We start from the raw sequence: 22,170 nt of genomic DNA on the forward strand, positions 1-22,170 counted from the left end.
TTATTTCCGCTTGCGGCGGGATAGGAATATCACCAGCAAAAGTCCGAGGATGATCAGCGGCGCGACCCGTTTGACCACCGAGGAACCGGCGTACTCCAGCAAATCGATCTCGGGCGCCGAAGACACTGGAACAACATGTGGCGCCTTGGCCACAGGCTCCTCCGCGGGCTCTTCAGTAGCGGGTGCATCATCGGCAGCAGAAGGCGAATCCTGCTCGGGTTCCAGCTGCGCGGCCAGGTTCTGCGCGAAGGTGTCCAGGATCTTGCCGCCCACCTCGGCGATCAGCCCCCGCCCGAACTGCGCGGGCTTGCCGGTCACCGCGAGCTCCGTGACGACATCGCCGACCGTCGTTCCGTCCGAAGTGGACAGTGTGACCGTGACGTCCGCGGACGCCGTGCCGTTGCCCCGGGAGTCCTTGCCCGAGGCGTTGATCTTCAGCACGCGGGTGTCTTGATCGGTCGAGACGAACTCACCAGAACCCTTGTACTGCAACGAGATGGGCCCCATCTTCACTTTCACCGTACCGGCGAACTTGGGGCCGTCGACGCTGGTCAGGGTGGCGCCGGGCATGCACGGCGCCACCCTTTCCGGATCCAGCAGGGCCTGCCAGACATCGTCGACAGGTGCGTTGACGGTGAACTTGTGTTCCAGCTGCACAGGCCCAGTCTCCTCGACGACTCAGCCGATGGCGGCGGTGACGGCCCGCCCGGTGAGCACCCGCGCCAAGTGGCTGCGGAACTCGGGACTGGCATCACCGTCCGTCGTCGGGTTCGTGTTCTCCGCGGCGTGGGCGGCGGCCGCCTTGATGTTCTCGGCCGTCGCCCGCTGGCCCACCAGGGCCTCCTCCACGGTACGCGCCCGCACGGGGGTGGACGCCATGTTTGTCAGCCCGATCCTGGCCTCGGCGATGGTGTCGCCGTCGGTGCGGACCGCCGCCGCGACCGAGACCACCGACCAGGCCTGCGCCGAGATGCTGAACTTCTCATAGTGCGCGTGCCACCCGGTGTACTTGGGCAGCCGGATCTCCACGAGCAGCTCGGCCGGGGACAGCGCCGTGGTGAAGTAGTCGGTGAAGAACTCGGCCGCCGGCACGGTCCGCCTGCCGTCCATCCCGGCCACCACCATCTCCGCGTCCAGCGCCAGCGCCGGGGCGAGCAGGTCGCCCGCGGGGTCGGCGTGTGCGAGCGACCCACCGAACGTGCCGCGATGACGCACCTGCGGGTCGGCCACGGTGGCCGTCGCCAGGCTGATCAGCTGCAGGTGGGTCTGCACCAGCGGGTCACGCTGGACGTCGTAGTGCGTGGTCATCGCGCCGATCACGATGGCGTCGCCGTCCTCGCGGATCCCGCGCAGCTCGGCGATCCGGCCGATGTCGATGACCTTGGCGGGCGCGGCGAGCCGCATCCGCAGCACCGGCAGCAGGCTCTGGCCGCCGGCCAGCACCTTGCCGTCGTCGCCGGCGTCCGCCAGCTCCCGCACCGCATCGTCCACTGTGGCCGGTGCGACGTAGTCGAACTGCGCCGGGATCACCGCGCACCTCCCTGCTGGATCGCCTGCCACACGCGCTTTGGCGTGCAAGGCATCTCGACTTCGTGCACACCCAGATGACGCAGCGCGTCGACGATGGCGTTGACCACGGCCGGGGTCGAGGCGATCGTGCCGGCCTCACCGACACCCTTGACACCCAACGGGTTGGTGGTCGACGCCGTCTCGGTCCGGTCCGTGGTGAACGACGGCATGTCCGCCGCCGACGGGACGTGGTAGTCGGCGAACGTGCCGTTGGTCAGCGTCCCGGTCTCGTCGTGCACGGCTTCTTCGTACAGCGCCTGGGAAATCCCCTGCACGAGTCCACCGTGGACCTGACCCTCGACGATGAGCGGGTTGACGACCTTGCCCACATCGTCGACGCAGACGTACGAACGGATCGTCACGCGGCCGGTCTCAGTGTCCACTTCGGTCGCACACAGGTGCGTGCCGTGCGGGAACGAGAAGTTCTGCGGGTCATACACGGCCTCGGCGTCCAGGTGCGGCTCCATGCCCTCGGGCAGGTCGTGCGCCAGGAACACGGTCAGCGCGATGTCCTGGATGGTCACGGCCTTGTCGGTACCGCGAACGGAGAACTTGCCGCCGCTGAACTCCAGGTCGTCCTCCGAGCACTCGAGCATGTGCGCGGCGACCGGTTTCGCTTTGGCCACAACCTTTTCCGCGGCCATCACGACCGCCGTCCCGCCGACCGCGAGCGACCGCGACCCGTAGGTGTCCATGCCCCGCACCGAGGACTGCGTGTCGCCGTGCAGGACCTCGATGTCCTCGAAGGGAACGCCGAGCTGGTCGGACACGATCTGGCTCCACGCCGTCTCATGCCCCTGCCCGTGCGCGGACGAACCGGTGAGCACCTCGACCTTGCCGGTGGGCAGCATGCGGATCGCCGCGTGCTCCCAACCGCCCGCGCCGTAGGACAACGAGCCCAGCACGCGGGACGGCGCCAGGCCGCACATCTCGGTGTACGTCGAGATCCCGATGCCCAGCTGGACGACGTCACCGCGGTCACGGCGTTCCTGCTGTTCCCGCCGCAGGCCGTCGTAGTCGAACAACTGCTTCGCGCGGTCGGTCGCGGCCTCGTAGTTGCCGGAGTCGTAGGTCAGCCCGCACACGGTGGTGAACGGGAACTCCTCGTGCTTGATCCAGTTCTTCTCGCGCAACGCCATCGGGTCCATGCCGAGCTCGACGGCCAGCTCGTCCATGATCCGCTCGACCGCGAACGTGGCCTCCGGGCGGCCCGCGCCGCGGTAGGCGTCGGTCAGGGTCTTGTTGGTGAACACGTTCGTGCACGCGAACCGGTAGGCCGGGAACTTGTAGATGGCGTTGAACATGAACGCGCCCAGGATCGGCACGCCCGGCCCGACCAGGCCGAGGTAGGCGCCCATGTCGGCGATCAGGTCGACCTTCAGGCCGGTGACCGTGCCGTCCCGGTTCGCCGAGATGGTGATGTCCTGGATCTGGTCGCGGCCGTGGTGCGCGGCGAGCATGCACTCCGAGCGCGTCTCGGTCCACTTCACCGGGCGGCCGACCTTCTGCGCGACCACGACGGCCATCAGTTCCTCGGGCAGCACACCGATCTTGCCGCCGAACCCGCCGCCGACGTCGGGCGCGACCACGCGCAGCTTGTGCTCGGGCAGCCCAAGGGTGAGCGCGGTCATCGTCTTGAGGATGTGCGGGATCTGGGTTGCCGACCAGACGGTCAGCTGCGCCGCGGTCGGGTCGACGACCACCGAGCGGGGTTCCATGAACGCCGGGACCAGGCGCTGCTGGCGGAACCGGCGGGTCACGGTGACCTCGGCGTCCCGGATGGCGTCCTCGACGTTGCCGCCGGTCCCGGCCTCGCCGGAGTCGAACACCCACAACGCGTTGCGGTTGGTGCCCAGCTCCTCGTGCACCAGCGGGTAGCCGTCGGTCAGCGCGGCTTCCATGTCGAGCACGACCGGCAGGTCGGAGTAGTCGACGTCGATCGCCTCGAGCGCGTCCTGGGCCTCGGCGGCGCTGCGCGCGACGACGACCGCCACGCCCTCACCGGCGAAGTTCACCTTGTCGGCGGCCAGCATCGGCCGGCGCGGCGACTTCATGTCGGGGGTGATCGGCCACGCGCACGGCGCCCCGACCGCGCCTTCGGCGTCCAGGTCGGCGGCGGTGAACACGGCGATCACGCCGGGCATCGTGCGCGCCGCGGACGTGTCGATGTTGAGGATCTTGGCGTGTGCCATCGGGCTGCGCTTGATCGCGAGGTGCAGCATCCCGGGCAGGGTGATGTTGTCGGTCCAGCGGGTCCGGCCGGTGATCAGCCGCGCGTCCTCCTTGCGCAGCCGGGCCTTGCCGACCTCAGGCTCTGCTGTGGCGGTCATCAGTTGCCTGCCGTGTGGCTCGGGGCGCGGGTGACCTCGGTGTCGCTGACCTGCTCAGCGGACGGGCCTGCGCCGGGGCGCATGTGATGTGCGGCGTCGCGCACGGCGCGCACGATGTTCTGGTAACCGGTGCAGCGGCAGAGGTTTCCCTCCAGACCGTGCCGCACGGCCTGTTCGTCCGGGTCGGGGTTGTCGGCCAGCAGGTCGATCGCCTGCATGATCATCCCCGGCGTGCAGAACCCGCACTGCAACGCGTGGTTGTCGTGGAACGCCTGCTGGACGGGGTGCAACTGGCCGTCACGTTCGAGTCCCTCAATCGTGGTGACTTCGGCACCGTCGGCCTGCACCGCGAGCACGGAGCATGACTTCACACTGTGACCATCGAGATGGACCGTGCAGGCTCCGCAGTTGCTGGTGTCGCAACCGACCACGGTGCCGGTCTTGCCAAGCCGCTCGCGCAGATACTGCACCAGCAGCATTCGAGGCTCGACATCGTCCGTGTACGTGGTTCCGTCGACGTTGACGTTGATCCGCATCGCGCCTCCAACGCTGACTTCGTGGCGGGGCTCGGGAACGTGATCGTGCTCACGCGTACCCGAGCTTGCTACCGGTTGTGGAGGCAATCAACCCCCATGAAATCAGCCTTGGCAGGTGCGGAACTATCGACAGAATCGTTCCGCACCTGCGGCCCAATGTCTCAAATTGAGGCAGTCAGTGGATCTCCGGATGGATCGGCCCGGCGGTGGTCATCAACCGGTCGCCGCGGCCGCCCCAGCGCAGCGAGATGATCTCCGCGGCGATCGACACCGCGGTCTCCTCCGGAGTCCGGGCACCGAGGTCCAAACCGATCGGTGAGGACAATGTGGACAGTTCGGCCTCGGTCATCCCGGCCTCGCGCAACCGGTCCAGCCGATCTTCGTGGGTCCGCCTGGAGCCCATCGCGCCGACGTAGCCGAGGTTCAGCCGCAGCGCGACCTGGAGCACCGGGACGTCGAACTTGGGGTCGTGGGTGAGAACGGCGACCACGGTCCGTGCATCGACCCGGCCCGCTTCGGCCTCCGCGCTCAGGTACCGGTGCGGCCAGTCGACGATGACCTCGTCGGCCTCCGGGAACCGGCTCTTGGTGGCGAACACCGGCCGCGCGTCGCAGACCGTCACGCGGTAGCCGAGGTAGCTGCCCAGGCGCGCCATCGCGGAGGCGAAGTCGATCGCGCCGAACACGAGCATGCGCGGCGGCGGTTCGAAGGAGGCGACGAACACCGCCATGCCTTCGCCGCGGCGCTGGCCTTCCGGTCCGTAGTGCATGGTCCCGGTGCGGCCGGTCGCGAGCATTCCGCGCGCGTCATCGGCCACCGCGTCATTCACCCGGGCGGATCCCAGGTCGCCGATCACCCGATCGGGCCACACCACCAGGCGCTGACCGATGCGGTCCGCATCCGGGTGTTCCACGATCGTGGCCAACGCGACGGCTTGTTCGTGCCGGATCGCGTCGGCGAGCTCGCCGAACTCGGGGAAACTCTCCTGGCTGACCGACTCCACGTACACGTCGAGGATCCCGCCGCAGGTCAGGCCGACCGCGAAGGCGTCGTCGTCGCTCACGCCGTAACGCTGCAACACCGGCCGGCCGTCCTGGATCACCGTCTGGCCCAGGTCGTACACGGCGCCTTCCACGCATCCACCGGACACGCTGCCGAACACCTCGTCGGTCTCGGTCACCATCATGGCCGCGCCCGGCGATCGCGGGGCCGAGCTGAACGTCGCGACGACCGTCGCCAGCCCCACCTTCTCACCGGCGTCGTAGCGTTTGACCAGCTCATCGAGCACGTCACGCACGGCGCACCTCCACTAGCAGCTCCTCGAGTGTCTCCATGCTGTGCCCGGCCAGCAGCTTCTGCACATGCCGCTGCGCCACGACAATCCCTGACTGCACGGGTTGATAGCCCGCACGTCCCGCGTGTGGGTTGACCCACAGGATCTTGTGAGCCAAACGCCGCAGCCGCGCCATTTGCTCCCCGAGCAACCCCGGGTCACCCCGTTCCCACCCATCCGAGAACAGAACGACAACCGCTTGCCGCGCCACCCCACGCTGACCCCACCGGTCCAGGAACGCCTTCAGCGTGTCGCCGAGCCTGGTCCCGCCCGCGAAGTCCGGTACGGCCCTGGCGGCCGCGTTGAGTGCTCGCTCCGGGTCGCGCTGCCTGAGCTGCCGCGAGATCCTGGTCAGCCGTGTGCCGAGCGTGAACACCTCCGCGGGCATCCGGCGGGCCACCGCGTGCGCGAACCGCAGCAGCGAGTCCGCGTACGGGCTCATCGAGCCGGATACATCCACGAGAAGTACAACCCGCCGGGGGCGCTTTCCCTTCCTTCGGTACTTGAGCCGGATGGGTTCGCCACCCGCCGTGCGCATCTCCCGCATCGTCGCGCGGGGGTCGAGCTCGCCTCTGCGGTGCTTCCGCTTCCTGAGCGCGGCTCTGGTCGGCGGGTCCGGCTTGAGCAACTCCATGAGCTGCCTCAAGTGTGCTCGTTCCGCGGGCGTGAGATCGCTGATATCCCTACGGCGCAGGACTTCCGTGTCGCTGGCGGCGACACCCAGCTGGTCGGCGTCCTCGCCTTCGCCGTTCGCCTGGGGAGCGGGCGTCATCGCGGCGATCATGCTCACCTTGGGGCGGGCCTGGTTGTCCGTCTTCGCCTTGCGCACCGGGCGGTTGGTGAACCAGGCGGCGAAGGCGTCGTCGTAGCGGGGCAGGTCATCGGGCTCGCCGCACAACGTGAGCCGCCCCGCCCAGTACAACTCGTCGGGCACGGACACATCCACATGCCCCACCGCCTGCAGATACGCCTGGACCCGCTCCGGCTCGCACGCCAGCCCCGCAGCCCGCAGCGCCGCCGCGAACCCCACCAGCCCCGGTACCGGATCCACCTCCGGATTGTGCGCCACGATCACCCCACCAAGCGAATCCCACCCCAACCCCGTCACATCTCAGCCAATCCCCACATAGGTCCGGGGTCTACGACCTCAGCCGGCCAGCAGCGCGTCCAGGTCCACCCGCACGCGGTCGGCGTCCTCGCGGTACTTCAACACCGCGCCCAAAGTGACCGCGGCGGACTCGGCATCCAGCTCGGTACGCCCCAGCGCCAGCAGAGCCTCGGCCCAGTCGATGGTCTCCGCGACCCCGGGTGGCTTCAGCAACTCGGCGGTCCGCAGGCGGCGCACGGCATTGGCGACCTGGTGGGCAAGGCGCTCGCTGATGGTGGGGAGGCGGCGGCGCAGGATCTGGATCTCGCGGGTGAGGTCGGGGTGCTCGAGCCAGTGGTAGAGGCAGCGGCGCTTCAGGGCGTCGTGGACCTCGCGCGTGCGGTTGGAGGTCAACACGACGAGCGGGGCGACGGAGGCACGGACCTCGCCCAGTTCGGGCACGGTCACGGCGTTCTCCCCCAGTACCTCCAGCAGGAACGCCTCGAACTCGTCGTCCGCCCGGTCGATCTCGTCGACGAGCAGTACGCAGGGGGCTTCCCGAAGGGCGCGCAGCAGGGGGCGGGCCAGCAGGAACCGCTCGGTGTACAGCGACTGCTCCGCCGCGTCGACGTCCAACGCACCGCCGGAGGCCGCCTCCAGCGCCCGGAGGTGCAGCAGTTGCCGCGGGAAGTCCCAGTCGTAGAGCGCCTGGCTCGCGTCCAGACCCTCGTGGCACTGCAGGCGGATCAGGGGAACCCCGAGGGCCTGGGCCAGGGATGTCGCCAGGGAGGTCTTCCCCGTGCCCGGTTCGCCTTCGCAGAACAGAGGCCTGCGCATCCGCAGCGCCAGGTACGCCGCCGTCGCCACCCCGGTGTCGGCCAGGTACCCCACCGCGTCCAACTCCGCCGCCAGTTCCTGTGGGGTCGGCACCGACTTCCAGTCCATGGTCACGAGCGTAAGTCAGGGTCGGTGATTCCGGGGTACGCCAGGGCCCGCCCCTGATGTATCCAGACCTCGCAATCCGCACCCTTGTAGCCATGATGAACAGCGACAACACCCAGGTTCGCAAGCTCCGGCGCAGCCGCACCGACCGGATGGTGGCCGGGGTGTGCGGCGGGTGGGCACAGATGCTCGGCGTGGACGCGGCCCTGCTGCGGATCCTGCTGGTCGGTGCCACCATCCTCGGCTTCGGCACCGGCGCCATCCTGTACCTGATCTGCTGGATCGTGATGCCCGAAGACTAATTTCGCGGGCGGATGTATCCAGGCGCCGGGTCTGCGCTCTTGTGACAGCGAAGACCCGTTCAGCCTGGAGGAAACGATGAGCCGACCGCACGAGCCGGAGACCGCGGGGGAGCGCGTCTCGATGGCTGCGGACGGGTCTGGGCGGGTCCGGGTGAGCGGGCCCGCGCCGCGGATGGAGGAGGTCGCGGCGCGGGCCGGCCAGTCCCAGCGGATGGCCGCCGAGGCACGGGGGGCCTCGGGCCGTACGGTGGTCGCCGCAACCGCGCCGGCAGCAACCCTGCCGGCGCGGTTCGACCTCCGCGACGTCAACGGCCGCGACTTCGTCACCGCCGTGCGGGACCAGGGTGACGCCGACACGGGCGCCGCGTTCGCCGTGCTCGCCGCCCTGGAGACCACCGCCGCGTACACCCGCGGTGTGCCCAGCCTGACCCTCGACCTGTCCGAAGCGCACCTCTTGCAGGGCAACGCGCACGCCCCGGTCGAGGAACTGTTCGACCACGTGGCCTCCGAAGGCGTCACGTTCGAGGACTACTTCCCTTACGCCGACCGGGAATCCGGGGCACCCAACCCGGACTGGCCCAACCGGATGGCCAAGGCCGTCGGCGTCACCGACCTGACCGGCGACCCGGCCGCCATCAAGCAGCACCTGTTCTCCTACGGTGCGCTCGCCGCCCGCCTCATCGTTCACGAGGACTTCCCGGCCCACGGCCAAGGCGTCTACCGGGCCACGACGGACGTCCTCGGCAGCCAGTGCGTGAGCCTGATCGGCTGGGACGAGGACTCCTGGATCATCAAGAACTCGTGGGGCACCGACTGGGGCGAGGGCGGGTTCGCCCGCATCGCGTACGGCGAGTGCCACATCGAGGCCTACCCCGGCGGACGGCCGAGCGTGCTCGGCTGCACCTCGGTCTACCTGCGCGCCTGGCTGCCCGCCCAGCGGGCGCTGCGCCTGTTCGCCACCGCCAACGACGCCAACGGCTGGGCCTACCTGGAGCACCTCGGCTGGACGCACCTGTCCGGCGGCCCGCACAAGCTGGACGTGCTCACCCGCGCGCAGGCCACCGGCCGCCCGGTGACGCCGTTCGTCAATGGCGATGAGTTGTCAACAGTGCGGGTGGCCGAATGAACAATCTCCGGCCCCGGGTGGTCCGAAGACCTGGATAAGACCGAACAGCGAGAACACCACCACAGTCCGGCCGAGGGGGGCCGCACAAGACGGGGGTGGTGGCCGGCAGCACGAGGGGGGTTGCCGGCCACCACCCCCGACCGAAGGGAACGAGCCAGATGGCGACGGAGAAGCCGCGGTACACGGGCACTGTTGTGCTGCCGGCCGACGAGTTTGCCGAGGGGAACACGGGGGCACCGGGGGGTGGGGGGCACCGCCGGCCGGCTGAAGATCGACACGCAGCCGGCCGGCGCGAGCTGAGGGCGACGACTGCCGCCCGTTCATTTCACCGCAACCCCCAAGTGAGCGACTTGTCATGACCGCCGCGATCACGCTCAGTCCACTTCCGGTCATGAGACCATCCTGGCTAGGCCATTCGAGTGAGTTATGTATCCAGAGGGGCTCTCGCCGTTCATGTACTTCACGATGGTCGCGATACTTCCGTCGCCAGCTGATGGACGACACCCGGGATGGGGTGGCAGTGGTGACCGACGTTCGAACCGCGGAAGCTGATCCTCCGTGGGAGGGCCTGCACGGCTCTGAGCGGTATGCGATGTGCCTGCATGCGGCCAGAACCGGGAACCGCCGTGCCCTGGCGACGCTGGTCGAGGACCTGACTCCGCTGGTCTGGCACGTGGCCCGGGGCAACGGGCTGAACAAGACCGCCGCCGAGGACGTGGTGCAGACGGTCTGGCTGGCGTTGTTCAGCCACATGGACTCCCTCACCGAGCCGAGGGCGCTGGCCAGCTGGCTGATCACCACCACCCGCCGCGAGGCCCAGCGCGTGCGCACCAAGGGCACCGCCCAGCTGCCGCTGACCGACGAGATGGCCGAGACCCTGCCGAGCAACCACCCGCAGCCCGAGGACGAGGCGCTGCGGGCCGACCGCGACGACCGGCTGTGGAAGGCCTTCGCCGGCCTGCCCGAGCGCTGCCAGGAACTGCTCAGGCTGACCGTGCTGGCCGGCCGCACCGAATATCGCCTGGTGGCCGAGGCGATGCACATGCCGCGTGGCAGCATCGGTCCCACCAGGGGTCGCTGCCTCAACACGCTGAGGGAGCTCTTGGACACCGAAGGGGGCGGCGGATGACGAAGACGGAACCGTCAGGAGGCCAGGCGCATCCCGACGACGAGGCATTGCTGGCCGAGCTCGACCGGATGATCGACGAGTTCGACGGCCCGCCGCCCGGCCTGGTCGAGCGCATCCAGTTCGCCATCGCGCTGGAGGACCTCGACGTCGAGGTCGCGCGCTGGGAACACGCCGACTCCCTCGCGGGGGTGCGCGGCGGCGACCAGGGCACCATCACGTTCACCGTGAGCGACCTGACCGTGATGATCAACCTCACCCGGATCGGCGAGAACAACCGCATCGACGGCTGGCTGGTGCCCGCCGGCGAGCACGCGGTCGAGGTCCGCGTGGCCGAGTTCGGCTCGACCGCGACCACGTCCGACGAGGGTGGCCGCTTCGTGCTGGACGCCGTCCCGCGCGGCACCACGCAGATCATCATCCAGCTGGACGGCCCGCCGGCCCGAACCGTTGTCACTCCTACCGTTCTGCTGTAAAGCCTAGCGGTTCGCCTGCGTCGCCTCGTGAGTACTTCTACTCAATACTGGAACGGAAGCTACTCACGAGGGACACGGCATCGTGGCGAACCGGTCGGGCAGGCTCATCGCGGCGGTCGCGCTCGGCTGCGGCCTGCTCGCCTCGGTCGTCCTGATCCAGGCAACTCCTGACGCGCCAACGGTAGCCGAGCCCAGCCCGCCGCAACCCAGTGAGGGTCTCCAGTTCGACCCGCCGCCTCGCGCGCCCCGCCCAGCGCCCGAGGAGATCGGTGGGCCGCAAGGGATCCACTGCGTGCTGCCGAGCGGTTGGGAACCCACTTCGTCGGCGGCGCAGTTCGTTCAGGCGTCGCGGTCGGACGCGCCGGGCACGTTCTTCCGGCTCGGCGGCCGCCGCGCCGGGCATGCGGACCTGATGTCGATGCGGCTCGCCGAGGAGAAGGCGTACCGGCGTGACTACCAACGGCTGCAACTGGAACAGCTGACCTACCGGTCGGCTTCGGCCGTGCTGTGGGAGTTCCAGCTGCGCGACCGCCGCATCCGGGTCCTGGCCTGGCGCGAAGGCGGCGCCGAGTACTTCATCTACCTGTCGGCCGCGGCCACGTCCTGGAGCATCCCCCTCGACGTGGCCTTCGCCGACCTGATGACCCACACCCGAGTCGACTAACCCGCGTGTCCCCCGTTCCTCCCCCGCGTGTCCCCCGTTCCTCCGGGCCGTGTCCCCCGTTCCTCCGGGGTGTGTCCCCCGTTCGTCGACCCCGTGTCCCCCGTTCGTCGACCCCGAGTTCCACTTTCGCCCGGCGGTCAGGCCACCTCCACCAGCCTGGACAGGTTCCGCGGGAGGTCGCCGGGGTGGACCACGCCGAGGCGCTGGGTGGCGCGGGTCAGGGCGACGTAGAGATCGTTGGTGCCCCTGGGCGATTCGGCCAGGATCCGGGCCGGGTCGACCACCAGCACCGAGTCGAACTCCAGGCCTTTCGCCTGCCACACCGTCAGAATCGACACCTGGCTGTCCAGGTCGAGCTGGGTGCGCGGGAACCCGGCCGGCACGATCACGCCGAGGCGGCCGTCGCCGATCGCCGCGACCTCCTTGGCGATGATCTCGTCCAGCCGCGCCTCGATGTCCGGCACGCGGGCGTGCCACGGCTCGATTCCGGAGTCCCGCACGGATTTCGGCGCGTCCAGGTCCGGGCCTAGCACGTCCGCGGCGACCGCCATGATCTCCGACGGGGTGCGGTAGTTGACCGTCAGATGCTCCATCCGCCAACGGTCTTCCACGTACGGCGCCAGCACGGTGTCCCAGGATGTCGTGCCCGCCGGGTCACCGGTCTGCGCCACGTCGCCGACGAGCGTCATGGACCGGCTCGGGCAGCGGCGCATGATCATCCGCCAGGCCATCGCCGAAAGCTCCTGCGCCTCATCGACGATCACGTGTCCGAACGTCCATTCCCGGTCCACCGCGGCACGTTCGGCCGCGGTCCGGTAGTCGGTCTCCTCCTGGCGCCCGGCCAGCCGGCCCGCGTCGATCAAGTCGTTGGCCAGCAACAGTTCCGGGTCGACGAGCTCCTCGTCGACATCAAGGATGTCCAGCACGCCGCTGGCGTAGTCGATCTCCGCCTGGCGTTGCGCGGCCTCGGCCTTCCTGGACTGGGTGTCGTCGACGCCGAGCAGTTCGGCGGCCTCGTCGAGCAGGGCCGCGTCCGCCGGGGTCCAGCCGCCGGGTTCGCGCAGCAGCAGGTCGCGCTCGTGCTGCGACAGCTTGGGCGCCGCGGTCTTCAGCCGTTCCTCTGACTCGAAGAGTTCCTCGAGCAGCTCGACCGGGGTCACCTTGGGCCACAACCAGTCCAGCGCGGCCTGGACGTTGTCGTCCTGGCGCAGCTCCTCTTTGATGTCCTCCAGGTCGCCCGGGTCGAGCAGATTGCGGCCGCCCAACGGGTCCGCGCCGATCCGCTCGGCGTACTGGGCGGCCAGCGCGTCGATGATGATCGGCGCGAACAACGGCTGGGCCTTGTTGTGCACCCGCCGCGACCGGCGGGCCTTGGTGCGTGCCTGGACGCAGGTCTGCCGGTCCAGCTTGAGGATCTCGCGTTCGAACGGGATCTCGATGTAGTCCTCAGGCACGCGCTGGCGGTCGCGCACCGCCGCGGCGATCACGTCGGTCATCGCGATCCGGCCCTTGATCTCCGCCACCGCAACGGGTTCCGTGCGGTCGGGGACGACACCGGGGAACAGTTCACCCACAGTGGACAGCAGGACACCGGTCTCGCCCAGCGACGGCAGGACCTGGCCGATGTAGCGCAGGAACGTGTTGTTCGGCCCGACCACCAGCACACCGCGGCGGGCGAGCTGGGCGCGGTAGGTGTAGAGCAGGTAGGCGGCCCGGTGCAGCGCGACCGCGGTCTTGCCGGTGCCCGGACCTCCTTGCACGACAAGGACTCCGTTGAGTCCCGAGCGGATGATCCGGTCCTGCTCGGCCTGGATGGTCTGGACGATGTCGTTCATCCGGCCGGTGCGGCTCGCGTTGACCGCGGCCAGCAGCGCGGCCTCGCCGGTCAGGCCCTCGTGCCGCGCGGTGTCGGCCTCGTCAAGATCGAGCACCTCGTCGTCGACCGCGGTGACCTTGCGCATACTCGTCCGGATATGCCTGCGCCTTTTCACCCCGTCGGGCGAGGCCGCGGTGGCGAGATAGAACGGGCGCGCGGCGGGCGCGCGCCAGTCCATCAACAACGGCTCATAATCGTGTTCTTCATCGAAAATGCCGATACGGCCGATGTGCTGCGCGGTTTCGTCCTGGAAATCGAGGCGGCCGAAAACCAGGCCGTTCTCCACCGCGCTGTACTGCGCCAGCTGTTCGGTGTACATCGCCGTCGACGCATCGCGCTCGGTCCTGGCCTGCGGCGTTCCGCCGGTTTCGCGCAGCACCCTGGCCAGTCGCTCGGCGGAGCCGGCCCGCAGATCGTCCAGCCGGCCATAGAGCATCGTCACGACCCGCTGTTCGCGATCGATTTCCTCGCTTGACAACCGGCTTTCCTTTCGCTAAAATCCACGCTAGTAGCGCAATTGCTGGTCGTCTTTGTCGTGTCTGTACGATCGTCGAATATAGCATTTTCTCCCATGGATGACGAAGGTCCTTCGCCGAACTCCGGCCCCGCCCGCCTGATCGTGTTGCTGTGCGCCTTCGCGCTGGCCACAATCGGGGCCTTCACGGCGTTCTTCGCCACCGAGATCCTGGCGGCCTTCCTCCAGCGCCCCACCCGCCCGTCCACGATCGTGCTGATCCTGTGCGCGCTGGTGCCGATCGTCGCGGCCGTCGGGGCTTCATGGGTCACCGTGCGCGTGCACGGCCCGGGCAAGATCCTCGGCCTCGGCTGCGGGGTGCTGGTGCTGGGCGCGTTGGTCACCGCGATCGTGATGTTCGCCGCCGCGGTCTAGTCTTTGCCGGGCCATGGCAGGACCGTCAGTTCGGGCCAGAATTCCAGCCACCGCTTGGTTTTCGCCGCGTAGACACTCTCCGGCGCCAGCACCGGATTCGGCCGGATCACCAGGTTGAAGACATCATCGAGCCCATGCGGGGCATAAACCCGCCACTGCCCCCGCTCGGCCCGAACACCTACACAACACGTTGTGGCGGCAAAGGAATCAATCGCATTCTCGGTCGAGGTATAGGGCGGGCAAGGCACGCCGAAACGCTCCTCGTACCAGAGGTGAACGCGGGCCTCGTTGCGGATCTCCACCGGCACCGCCCCGAAAACCTCAGCGCCCACCCGGATCACCGCATCCTCGGCCGCCCAGCCGAGATCCGCCGCGTCGAAGTAGAACAGGTCATAGTCCTTGATCCCATACGTCAACGGACGACCAGTGACGTGGTTCCACACCGTCTGCACAACACACCCCGCCGTCAGATACCACTGCGGCAACCCAAGCCCTTCCGCCCCAGCCACAACCCCCATGAAAACCTCATTACGCCCCAACACATCCACCAGCCCACGCACATCGCTCATCCCGCAACGCTAGGGGCTGGGGCGCGGTTCGGTTTGACATGGGTGGCGGCGGCTCTGTCGCTCTCCAGCGCGGCAGGTCCAGAGGCAGCCACCATCGGGCGCGAACCTAAGGCGGAGCCCCAACATGGACCTGCAAGCGCCCCGAGCCCCCGCAACGACAAGACAAAAAACACCGCAGCCCCAAGGCGAACCTTGGGGCTGCGGTGTGTCTGGAGAGGGGCTGGACTCAGAAGTCCATGCCGCCCGCCTCCGGGCCGGCCGGGGCGGCCGGGGTCTTCTCCGGCTTGTCCGCCACGACGGCTTCGGTGGTCAGGAACAGCGCGGCGATGGAGGCCGCGTTCTGCAGCGCGGAGCGGGTCACCTTGGCGGGGTCGATGATGCCGGCCTCGATCAGGTTGCGGTACTGACCGGTGGCCGCGTCCAGGCCCTCGCCTTCCTTGAGGCCCTTGACGCGCTCGACCACGACGCCGCCCTCGAGGCCGGCGTTCACGGCGATCTGCTTCAGCGGCGCCTCGACGGCGACGCGGACGATGTTGGCACCAGTGGCCTCGTCGCCCGACAGCTTCAGGCCCGCGAAGGCCTCCTCGGCGGCCTGCAGCAGGGCCACGCCACCACCAGCGACGATGCCCTCCTCGACGGCGGCCTTGGCGTTGCGCACGGCGTCCTCGATGCGGTGCTTGCGCTCCTTGAGCTCGACCTCGGTGGCCGCGCCCGCCTTGATCACCGCGACACCGCCGGCCAGCTTGGCCAGGCGCTCCTGCAGCTTCTCGCGGTCGTAGTCCGAGTCGCTCTTCTCGATCTCGGCGCGGATCTGGTTGACCCGGCCCTGGATCTGCTCGGCGTCGCCGGCACCCTCGACGATGGTGGTCTCGTCCTTGGTCACGACGACCTTGCGGGCCTTGCCCAGCAGCGTGATGTCGGCGTTGTCCAGCTTGAGGCCCACGTCCTCGCTGATGACCTGGCCGCCGGTGAGGGTGGCCATGTCCTGCAGCATCGCCTTGCGGCGGTCACCGAAGCCAGGGGCCTTCACGGCGACGGACTTGAAGGTGCCGCGGATCTTGTTCACGACCAGGGTCGCCAGGGCCTCGCCCTCGACGTCCTCGGCGATGATCAGCAGCGGCTTGCCGGCCTGCATGACCTTCTCCAGCAGCGGGAGCAGGTCCTTGACCGACGAGATCTTCGAACCGAACAGCAGGATGTACGGGTCCTCGAGGACCGCTTCCTGACGCTCGGGGTCGGTCACGAAGTAACCGGAGATGAAGCCCTTGTCGAAGCGCATACCTTCGGTGAGCTCCAGCTCGAGCCCGAGGGTGTTCGACTCCTCGACGGTGATGACGCCTTCCTTGCCGACCTTGTCCAGCGCCTCGGCGATCAGCTCGCCGATCGTGGTGTCGGCGGCGGAGATGGAGGCCGTGGCAGCGATCTGCTCCTTGGTCTCGATCTCCTTGGCGACCTTGTGCAGCTGCTCGGTGACGGCCTCGACGGCCTGCTCGATGCCGCGCTTGAGCGACAGCGGGTCGGCACCGGCGGCCACGTTGCGCAGGCCCTCGCGAACGAGCGCCTGGGCGAGCACGGTGGCGGTGGTGGTGCCGTCGCCGGCTACGTCATCGGTCTTCTTGGCGACCTCTTTGACGAGCTCGGCCCCGATCTTCTCCCACGGGTCCTCGAGCTCGATCTCCTTGGCGATGGAGACGCCGTCGTTGGTGATGGTCGGCGCGCCCCACTTCTTCTCGAGCACGACGTTCCGGCCCCTCGGACCGAGCGTCACCTTGACGGCGTCGGCGAGGGTGTTCAGGCCGCGCTCGAGTCCGCGGCGCGCGTCCTCGTCAAACGCGATCAGTTTGGCCATTGCGGTGTGTCCTCCGCCTGCTTATCTACGTTTTGGCGCCATGAGGCCATGCCTCACAGCGGAACACTGTGCTCAGCCAGGTGCGGTGCCCGCGACGGACGACCAGGAGGTAACCGGATCTCACCGTCCCGACCTAGCACTCCACTCTAGTGAGTGCTAACACGTGTTTAGCACTCGACCCCGGCGAGTGCAAGAAACGCAGGTCAGCCGGTTGGCAGACCGGTCAAGTTGGACGGCAGGGTCTTGTGCGAGGTCGTCGAGTGTGGTGCGGACCCCGAGGACCCGGAGCCGCCGGTGCGCGGCTCGACCGAGATCCCCGGGTTCGGCGTGCTGGGCGACTGGCCGGGGTCGTTGCCGCCGCCGTTGGCGAACACCAGGATCACCACGACGATCACGGCGATGGCGAGCACGCCGACGATCACCGGCACCAGCCAGCGCTTGCCTGCCGACGTGCTTGTCTTCTCCGCGGTGAACGCGCTCGACCCGACCGGGACCGGCGGCCGCACCCGGTGGAACTCGCCGGGACCGGACGGCGGCGGGACCATCGGACGCTGCTGGGGGTGCTGCTGCGCGTACGCCACCGGCGCCGGCCGGGGCGTCTCCTGGCGGGGCGCCTGGGACAACGCCTGCCGCGCGGCGGCGACCAGCTCCTTGCAGGTGGCGTACCGGACCTTGGGGTCCTTGGCCATGCCGCGCCGGATCACCTCGTCGATCCCGCCGGGCAGCGCCACCAGGCCGGTGACCGCGGGCGGGTCGAGGTTCAGGTGGCCCTGGATGACCTCGGGCACCTTGCCCTGGAACGGCGGGCGCCCGGTCAGGCACGCGAACAGCACGCACGCCAGCGAGTACGCGTCGGTCCGCGCGTCCACCGGCTCGCCGCGCAGGTGCTCGGGGGCCGCGTAGGTGGGCGAACCGAGGAAGTCGCCGCTGCGGGTCCGGTGCCCGGTCGCGCCGCGGCGGGTGAGGCCGAAATCCGCCAGATAGACGTGCTCGGTGGAGGTCTCCCGGGAGGTCACCAGCACGTTCGCCGGCTTGACGTCCAGGTGCACCAGGCCGCGGTCGTGCAGTGTGTCCAGCGCCTCGGCGACCTGCCCGAGCAGCGACAACGTCCGCTCGACGGTCAGCGGGCCGTCCTTGATCAACGAGGCCATGTCGGCGCCGTCCACCAGCCGCATGGCGATGTACAGCAGGCCGTCGACCTCACCGAAGTCGTACAGCGGCACGACGTTGGCGTGGTCGATCGCCGAGGTGTTGCGGGCCTCGTCGACGAACCGTTCGCGGAACTCCGCGTCCTCACCGAGGTGCTCGCCGATGACCTTGAGCGCGACCTTCCGGCCCAGCCGGACATCGGTCGCCTTGTACATGACGCTCATGCCACCCCGGCCGAGCACACCGTCGATGCGGTAATGCCCGAGGCGACGCCCGGTGAGGTCCTCCGACACGCAGCGCAGCCTAACGTTCGCCGCGCGGCCCGCGCCGCCGGTTCCACCGAACCTGTGCTTAAGCCAACGCCGCGGCCATCACCGACGGCTTGCGGGTCTGGGTCAGCACCTGGCCGGGCCCGGCCACGTCCATCAGCAGGCCTTCACCCGTTCGCAGGGACTGCGGCAGGGACTGGTTGACCGCCCGCAGCCGGGTCTGCACACCTTCGGAGTACGCCACCAGCCCAGCGGGCGAGACGGTGATCGCGGCCCCGGCCTCCAGGTTCACCACATCCAGCGCTCCGACCGAGGTCAGCACCAGGGAGCCCTGCCCGTTGATGTACTCGAGGAAGCCCTGTTCGGTGCCGAACATCGGCCGGAACCCGGGCCAGGCCGGGTCCATCCGGATCATGCTCGACGCGGCCAGCCAGTTGCCCCGGGCCACGCACCAGCCGGCCATGCCCTCCAGCTCCAGCGTGTACACCTCGCCGGGCAGCGACGGCGCCACGTCCACCCAGCCGCCCTCGGCGGGCGCGGTGAACGTCGCCGGCTGGCTCCTGCGCACCCGGCCGCCGCCCCTGGGCCGCACGTCGATGAGCACGCCGAAGCTGGCCGCGAGCATCGCCTCGTAGTTGGCCTGGACCACCTCGCCGGGGGCCAGAACCAGCCTGGCGACCCCGAATGCCGGTGTGTGACGGGTTCGGACCTGCAACGTTCCCCCAGGCGTCGTCAACTCGTGCGGCCGGGTGCAGTGTCCCATGCGATATGTCATCACCCGGTCAGACGAGGCAGGATGCATGCGTGCCGAACACAGCGACCAGACTCCGCAGCGTCGAGGACTACCGGGCGACCGTCGCCGCGCTCGTGGGTGAGCTGCCCAGCAGGCAAGTCCCGGTGGCCGAGTGCCTCGGGCTGGTGCTCACCGACGACGTGACGGCGCCGGTCTCGCTGCCGCCGTTCGACAACTCCGCCATGGACGGGTACGCCGTGCGGTCGGTGGACGTGGTCGGCGCGAGCGAGGACACGCCCGTCGACCTGCCCGTTCCCGAGGACATCCCGGCCGGCCGCCAGGACGTGGTGCCGCTGCTGCCGGGCACCGCGCACCGGATCATGACCGGCGCGCCGCTGCCGCCCGGCGCGGACTCGGTGGTGCAGGTGGAGCTGACCGACTCGGGCGTGCAGCAGGTGCGCGTGTTCGCCCCGGTCGGCGTCGGCACGCACATCCGGCGGACCGGCGAGGACGTCGGCGAGGGCGCGACCGTGCTGGCCAAGGGCACCGTGCTGGGTCCCCAGCAGCTGACGTTAGCGGCGGCGCTGGGCATCACCACGCTGCCGGTCCGGCCACGGCCGCGCGTGCTGATCCTGTCCACCGGGTCGGAGTTGGTCGCGGCCGGCGAGCCGCTCGCGCCCGGCCAGATCTACGAGTCGAACAGCACGTACATCGCCGCGGCCGTGCAGGAGATCGGCGGGATCGCGCACGCGCTGCGGTTCGTGCCGGACGACGTTGATGCATTGCATGCCGCCCTCGCGCCACATGTCGGGGATCACGATCTGCTCATCACGTCCGGCGGGGTGAGCGCGGGCGCGTACGAGGTCGTGAAGGACGCGCTGCGCGGTGAGGGCGTCGAGTTCGTACGGGTCGCGGTGCAGCCCGGCGGGCCGCAGGGCTACGGCCGCTACCGGGGCATCCCGGTGCTCACGCTGCCCGGCAACCCGGTCAGCGCGGCGCTCTCGTTCGAGATCTTCGTCCGGCCCGCTTTGCTTGCCGCGCTTGGACATCCACAGGCCGACCGCAAGCGCTTGCGGGCCCAGGTGGCCGGGGCGATGAAGTCTCCTGCGGGTCGCCGTCAGTACCGTCGCGGCTACTACGACGAGGGGTCGGTACAGGCCGTGCCGGTCGGCGGCGCGGGGTCGCACCTGCTGGCCGCGTTCGCCCAGTCGAACTGCCTGATCGAGATCCCCGAGGACGTCACCGAGGTGGCGGAGGGTGACGAGGTCGAGCTGGTCATGCTCACTGCGTGACGGCCCGCACACAAAGAGCCATTGATCCCACCTTTGCCTGGTCATAGAATCGCAGGTAGCGGGAATTTCACGTGGGTAAACCGATCGGTGCCGGTGCATCAGTCGGGGGATGCACCGGCACCGGTGTGCGGGGAATCGGGCAGACTTGATGCGCACCACCCGTCGTGGATCCAAGAAAAGGCTGCAGTGACTTCATCCCCTGAGCGCCAAGGCGCTCACCTCGTCGAGTTGGCCCGCGGCATCGTGCCGCCGATGAACCCGGCCGGCCGGCCGTTCGTGCTCGCCGCCGCGGTCCTCACGCTGCTGCTGCGCCGGATCGCCCGGCCGCTGGGCGTGGCAGGGGCCGTGCTGACCGGCTGGACCGCGTGGTTCTTCCGCGAGCCCAAGCGGGTCACGCCGTCGCGCGCCGGCATCGCGGTCGCGCCCGCCGACGGGACGGTCTCGCACGTCGCGCAGGCCGTGCCCCCCGCCGAGCTCGAGCTGGGCGACGAGCCGATGACCAGGGTCAGCGTGTTCCTGTCCATCTTCGACGTGCACGTCCAGCGGGTTCCGGCCACCGGCGAGATCCTCCGCAAGGTGTACCGGCCGGGCAAGTTCCTGTCCGCCGACCTGGACAAGGCCAGCGAGGACAACGAGCGCAACACCCTGCTGCTGCGCACGGTCGACGGGCACCAGCTGGTGGTCGTGCAGATCGCCGGGCTGGTCGCGCGGCGGATCGTGTGCCACGTGGACGAGGGCGAGAAGGTCACCGCGGGAGCGACCTACGGGCTGATCAGGTTCGGCTCGCGGGTGGACCTGTACGTGCCGCGCGGCAGCCGGATCCTGGTCGAGGCCGGGCAGAAGACCATCGGCGGCGAGACCGTCCTCGCCGAGCTGCCGGGCACGGAGGGCTGAGGCGATGGCGGCGCGCACCGCGCCTGGCGTCCGGCTGCTGCCCAACGCCATCACCGTTCTCGCGATGTGCGCGGGCCTGTCGGCCGTGCAGTTCGCGTTGAACGACAACTACCCGGCCGTGCTCGCGTCCCTGGTGGCAGCGGCCATTTTGGACAGTCTTGACGGCCGGATCGCGCGGTTGCTGGACGCCACCAGCAAGATGGGCGCGGAGCTGGACTCGCTGTCCGACGCGATCGCGTTCGGCGTGGCCCCCGCGCTCGTGCTGTACCACTGGAAGCTCGGCGAGGACGGCAACCGCCTCGGCTGGCTGTTCGCGCTGGTGTTCGCGGTGTGCATGATCCTCCGCCTGGCCCGGTTCAACACCCTTCTGGAGGACACCGACCAGCCGCCGTACGCCAAGGAGTTCTTCGTCGGCGTGCCGGCCCCGGCGGGCGGGTTGCTGGCGTTGCTGCCGCTGATCGCCTCCCTGGAGTTCGCGGGGGACGGCTGGTGGAACAGCCAAGCGGTCGTGATGGTGTGGACGGTCCTGGTGGCGGCGCTGCTGATCAGCCGGATCCCGACGCTGTCGGTGAAGAACGTCCGGGTGTCGCAACGGATGATCGTGCCGCTCTTGGTGGGAACGACGCTGCTGGCCGCCGTCGTGGTGACGTATCCCGTTGCGGCCCTTGGCATCGCCCTTGTGCTCTACTTGGGACACGTGCCGTATGCCGTGCGCCGCAAACACTGGCTCGCCAACCATCCCGAAGCCTGGGACGTGCCACCGCGCGAGCGCCGGGCGATCCGCAGCCAAGCACGCCGCTTCGGCCTCCGGTCCCCGCAACTGAGCCGACGCGTGGCCGGTGTCGCGCGCCGAGTCCGCCTCCAGCGGCGGCCGACCTCCGACGCGCATGTTCCGTGGCAGTCGTACCTGCCGCCGGAGCAGCCGCCGCGGGTCATCGGCCCGCTGCCCAAGCGGCGGAGCTGGCGCCGAATCGGCCTGCGCCGCCAACCCCGGCCCCCTCGCGACAGGTAGTCATCGCACCTCGACGGATCCCGTCGAGGTGCTTTTTGTTAGGCGCCCAGGACTCGCTGCTCACGCACCCCTGCCGCCGCATTCGCCTCTTGCAGGTCGCCCAACCCCGCGAATCCGCCGGGAGTGGGGTCGGTTCCCGGAGGCCTG

Annotated in this window: 21 protein-coding genes; 9 read left to right on the forward strand and 12 right to left on the reverse strand. The window is 69.4% G+C overall.

Going from position 1 to position 22,170, the window contains the following annotated elements; all coding sequences use genetic code 11:
• The 7 genes from AB0J95_RS01860 to AB0J95_RS01890 all read right to left on the reverse strand — a co-directional run bounded on the left by AB0J95_RS01860 (position 1) and on the right by AB0J95_RS01890 (position 7,800).
• A complete protein-coding gene (locus AB0J95_RS01860) occupies positions 1-657 on the reverse strand; it encodes an SRPBCC family protein (protein ID WP_364750933.1) in 657 nt (218 codons plus the stop codon).
• Positions 658-678: 21 nt separating this feature from the next.
• Positions 679-1,530, reverse strand: a complete 852-nt coding sequence (locus tag AB0J95_RS01865) for a xanthine dehydrogenase family protein subunit M (RefSeq protein ID WP_364750936.1) — start codon at positions 1,528-1,530, stop codon at positions 679-681.
• Positions 1,527-3,899: a xanthine dehydrogenase family protein molybdopterin-binding subunit gene (locus AB0J95_RS01870; protein ID WP_364750939.1), complete on the reverse strand. Its 2,373-nt coding sequence runs from the start codon at positions 3,897-3,899 to the stop codon at positions 1,527-1,529. The genes AB0J95_RS01865 and AB0J95_RS01870 overlap by 4 nt, the downstream gene beginning before the upstream one ends.
• Entirely contained in the window at positions 3,899-4,435 is a 537-nt protein-coding gene (locus AB0J95_RS01875; RefSeq protein WP_364750941.1) for a (2Fe-2S)-binding protein, read from the reverse strand. The genes AB0J95_RS01870 and AB0J95_RS01875 overlap by 1 nt, the downstream gene beginning before the upstream one ends.
• Before the next feature lie 175 nt (positions 4,436-4,610).
• Positions 4,611-5,732, reverse strand: coding sequence for an XdhC/CoxI family protein (locus AB0J95_RS01880; RefSeq protein ID WP_364750943.1), 1,122 nt, complete (start codon positions 5,730-5,732; stop codon positions 4,611-4,613).
• Positions 5,725-6,819, reverse strand: coding sequence for a VWA domain-containing protein (locus tag AB0J95_RS01885; RefSeq protein ID WP_364750946.1), 1,095 nt, complete (start codon positions 6,817-6,819; stop codon positions 5,725-5,727). Before AB0J95_RS01885 ends, AB0J95_RS01880 begins: the two co-directional genes overlap by 8 nt.
• 96 nt (positions 6,820-6,915) lie before the next feature.
• Positions 6,916-7,800: a MoxR family ATPase gene (locus AB0J95_RS01890; RefSeq protein WP_364750949.1), complete on the reverse strand. Its 885-nt coding sequence runs from the start codon at positions 7,798-7,800 to the stop codon at positions 6,916-6,918.
• 92 nt (positions 7,801-7,892) lie between these two features.
• On the opposite strand from AB0J95_RS01890, the gene AB0J95_RS01895 reads away from it, so the two are divergent.
• The 5 genes from AB0J95_RS01895 (at position 7,893) to AB0J95_RS01915 (ending at position 11,491) form a co-directional block, all read left to right on the forward strand.
• A complete protein-coding gene (locus tag AB0J95_RS01895; RefSeq protein WP_364750952.1) occupies positions 7,893-8,099 on the forward strand; it encodes a PspC domain-containing protein in 207 nt (68 codons plus the stop codon).
• 76 nt (positions 8,100-8,175) lie between these two features.
• Complete coding sequence (locus AB0J95_RS01900; protein WP_364750955.1) at positions 8,176-9,225, forward strand: C1 family peptidase; 1,050 nt, start codon at positions 8,176-8,178, stop codon at positions 9,223-9,225.
• Between the two features lie 523 nt (positions 9,226-9,748).
• Positions 9,749-10,354, forward strand: coding sequence for a sigma-70 family RNA polymerase sigma factor (locus tag AB0J95_RS01905; RefSeq protein WP_364750958.1), 606 nt, complete (start codon positions 9,749-9,751; stop codon positions 10,352-10,354).
• Positions 10,351-10,827, forward strand: coding sequence for a carboxypeptidase regulatory-like domain-containing protein (locus AB0J95_RS01910; protein WP_364750960.1), 477 nt, complete (start codon positions 10,351-10,353; stop codon positions 10,825-10,827). The genes AB0J95_RS01905 and AB0J95_RS01910 overlap by 4 nt, the downstream gene beginning before the upstream one ends.
• A gap of 82 nt (positions 10,828-10,909) precedes the next feature.
• On the forward strand, positions 10,910-11,491 hold the full coding sequence (locus tag AB0J95_RS01915) for a hypothetical protein (protein WP_364750962.1): 582 nt from the start codon (positions 10,910-10,912) through the stop codon (positions 11,489-11,491).
• A gap of 137 nt (positions 11,492-11,628) precedes the next feature.
• On the opposite strand, the gene AB0J95_RS01920 is transcribed toward AB0J95_RS01915, so the two are convergent.
• Positions 11,629-13,803, reverse strand: coding sequence for an AAA family ATPase (locus AB0J95_RS01920; protein ID WP_364753402.1), 2,175 nt, complete (start codon positions 13,801-13,803; stop codon positions 11,629-11,631).
• A gap of 135 nt (positions 13,804-13,938) precedes the next feature.
• Between AB0J95_RS01920 and AB0J95_RS01925 the strand changes: the two genes are divergently transcribed.
• The gene (locus AB0J95_RS01925) at positions 13,939-14,256 is read left to right on the forward strand and encodes a hypothetical protein (RefSeq protein ID WP_364750965.1); all 318 of its coding nucleotides are present in this window, start codon (positions 13,939-13,941) and stop codon (positions 14,254-14,256) included.
• On the opposite strand, the gene AB0J95_RS01930 is transcribed toward AB0J95_RS01925, so the two are convergent.
• From AB0J95_RS01930 to AB0J95_RS01945, 4 genes are all read right to left on the reverse strand, one after another.
• Positions 14,253-14,825: a nucleotidyltransferase family protein gene (locus AB0J95_RS01930; RefSeq protein WP_364750968.1), complete on the reverse strand. Its 573-nt coding sequence runs from the start codon at positions 14,823-14,825 to the stop codon at positions 14,253-14,255. The two genes, AB0J95_RS01925 and AB0J95_RS01930, sit on opposite strands and share 4 nt — an antisense overlap.
• Positions 14,826-15,051: 226 nt before the next feature.
• On the reverse strand, positions 15,052-16,674 hold the full coding sequence (gene groL / locus AB0J95_RS01935) for a chaperonin GroEL (RefSeq protein WP_364750970.1): 1,623 nt from the start codon (positions 16,672-16,674) through the stop codon (positions 15,052-15,054).
• 203 nt (positions 16,675-16,877) lie between these two features.
• Entirely contained in the window at positions 16,878-18,116 is a 1,239-nt protein-coding gene (locus AB0J95_RS01940; protein WP_364750973.1) for a protein kinase, read from the reverse strand.
• 58 nt (positions 18,117-18,174) lie between these two features.
• Positions 18,175-18,807 (reverse strand): AIM24 family protein, encoded by a 633-nt coding sequence (locus AB0J95_RS01945; RefSeq protein ID WP_364753405.1) that lies wholly within the window; start codon positions 18,805-18,807, stop codon positions 18,175-18,177.
• An 89-nt stretch (positions 18,808-18,896) separates the two neighbouring features.
• On the opposite strand from AB0J95_RS01945, the gene glp reads away from it, so the two are divergent.
• The 3 genes from glp (at position 18,897) to pssA (ending at position 22,023) form a co-directional block, all read left to right on the forward strand.
• On the forward strand, positions 18,897-20,117 hold the full coding sequence (gene glp, locus AB0J95_RS01950; RefSeq protein WP_364750975.1) for a gephyrin-like molybdotransferase Glp: 1,221 nt from the start codon (positions 18,897-18,899) through the stop codon (positions 20,115-20,117).
• Positions 20,118-20,303: 186 nt separating this feature from the next.
• Positions 20,304-21,011 (forward strand): phosphatidylserine decarboxylase, encoded by a 708-nt coding sequence (locus AB0J95_RS01955; RefSeq protein WP_364750978.1) that lies wholly within the window; start codon positions 20,304-20,306, stop codon positions 21,009-21,011.
• Between the two features lie 4 nt (positions 21,012-21,015).
• Positions 21,016-22,023, forward strand: a complete 1,008-nt coding sequence (pssA, locus tag AB0J95_RS01960; RefSeq protein ID WP_364750980.1) for a CDP-diacylglycerol--serine O-phosphatidyltransferase — start codon at positions 21,016-21,018, stop codon at positions 22,021-22,023.
• The last annotated feature ends 147 nt before the right edge of the window (positions 22,024-22,170 follow it).

This window comes from Actinocrispum sp. NPDC049592, assembly GCF_040675465.1.
Lineage (GTDB): Bacteria > Actinomycetota > Actinomycetes > Mycobacteriales > Pseudonocardiaceae > Kibdelosporangium.

Excerpts from the sequence above, each read along its gene's own strand:
- AB0J95_RS01895 (WP_364750952.1), top strand. The coding sequence starts at position 7,893 with ATGATGAACAGCGACAACACCCAGGTTCGCAAGCTCCGGCGCAGCCGC.
- AB0J95_RS01900 (WP_364750955.1), top strand. The coding sequence starts at position 8,176 with ATGAGCCGACCGCACGAGCCGGAGACCGCGGGGGAGCGCGTCTCGATG.
- AB0J95_RS01890 (WP_364750949.1), bottom strand. The coding sequence starts at position 7,800 with ATGGACTGGAAGTCGGTGCCGACCCCACAGGAACTGGCGGCGGAGTTG.
- groL (WP_364750970.1), bottom strand. The coding sequence starts at position 16,674 with ATGGCCAAACTGATCGCGTTTGACGAGGACGCGCGCCGCGGACTCGAG.
- AB0J95_RS01925 (WP_364750965.1), top strand. The coding sequence starts at position 13,939 with ATGGATGACGAAGGTCCTTCGCCGAACTCCGGCCCCGCCCGCCTGATC.
- AB0J95_RS01930 (WP_364750968.1), bottom strand. The coding sequence starts at position 14,825 with ATGAGCGATGTGCGTGGGCTGGTGGATGTGTTGGGGCGTAATGAGGTT.
- AB0J95_RS01870 (WP_364750939.1), bottom strand. The coding sequence starts at position 3,899 with ATGACCGCCACAGCAGAGCCTGAGGTCGGCAAGGCCCGGCTGCGCAAG.
- pssA (WP_364750980.1), top strand. The coding sequence starts at position 21,016 with ATGGCGGCGCGCACCGCGCCTGGCGTCCGGCTGCTGCCCAACGCCATC.
- AB0J95_RS01920 (WP_364753402.1), bottom strand. The coding sequence starts at position 13,803 with ATGCTCTATGGCCGGCTGGACGATCTGCGGGCCGGCTCCGCCGAGCGA.
- AB0J95_RS01875 (WP_364750941.1), bottom strand. The coding sequence starts at position 4,435 with ATGCGGATCAACGTCAACGTCGACGGAACCACGTACACGGACGATGTC.
- AB0J95_RS01910 (WP_364750960.1), top strand. The coding sequence starts at position 10,351 with ATGACGAAGACGGAACCGTCAGGAGGCCAGGCGCATCCCGACGACGAG.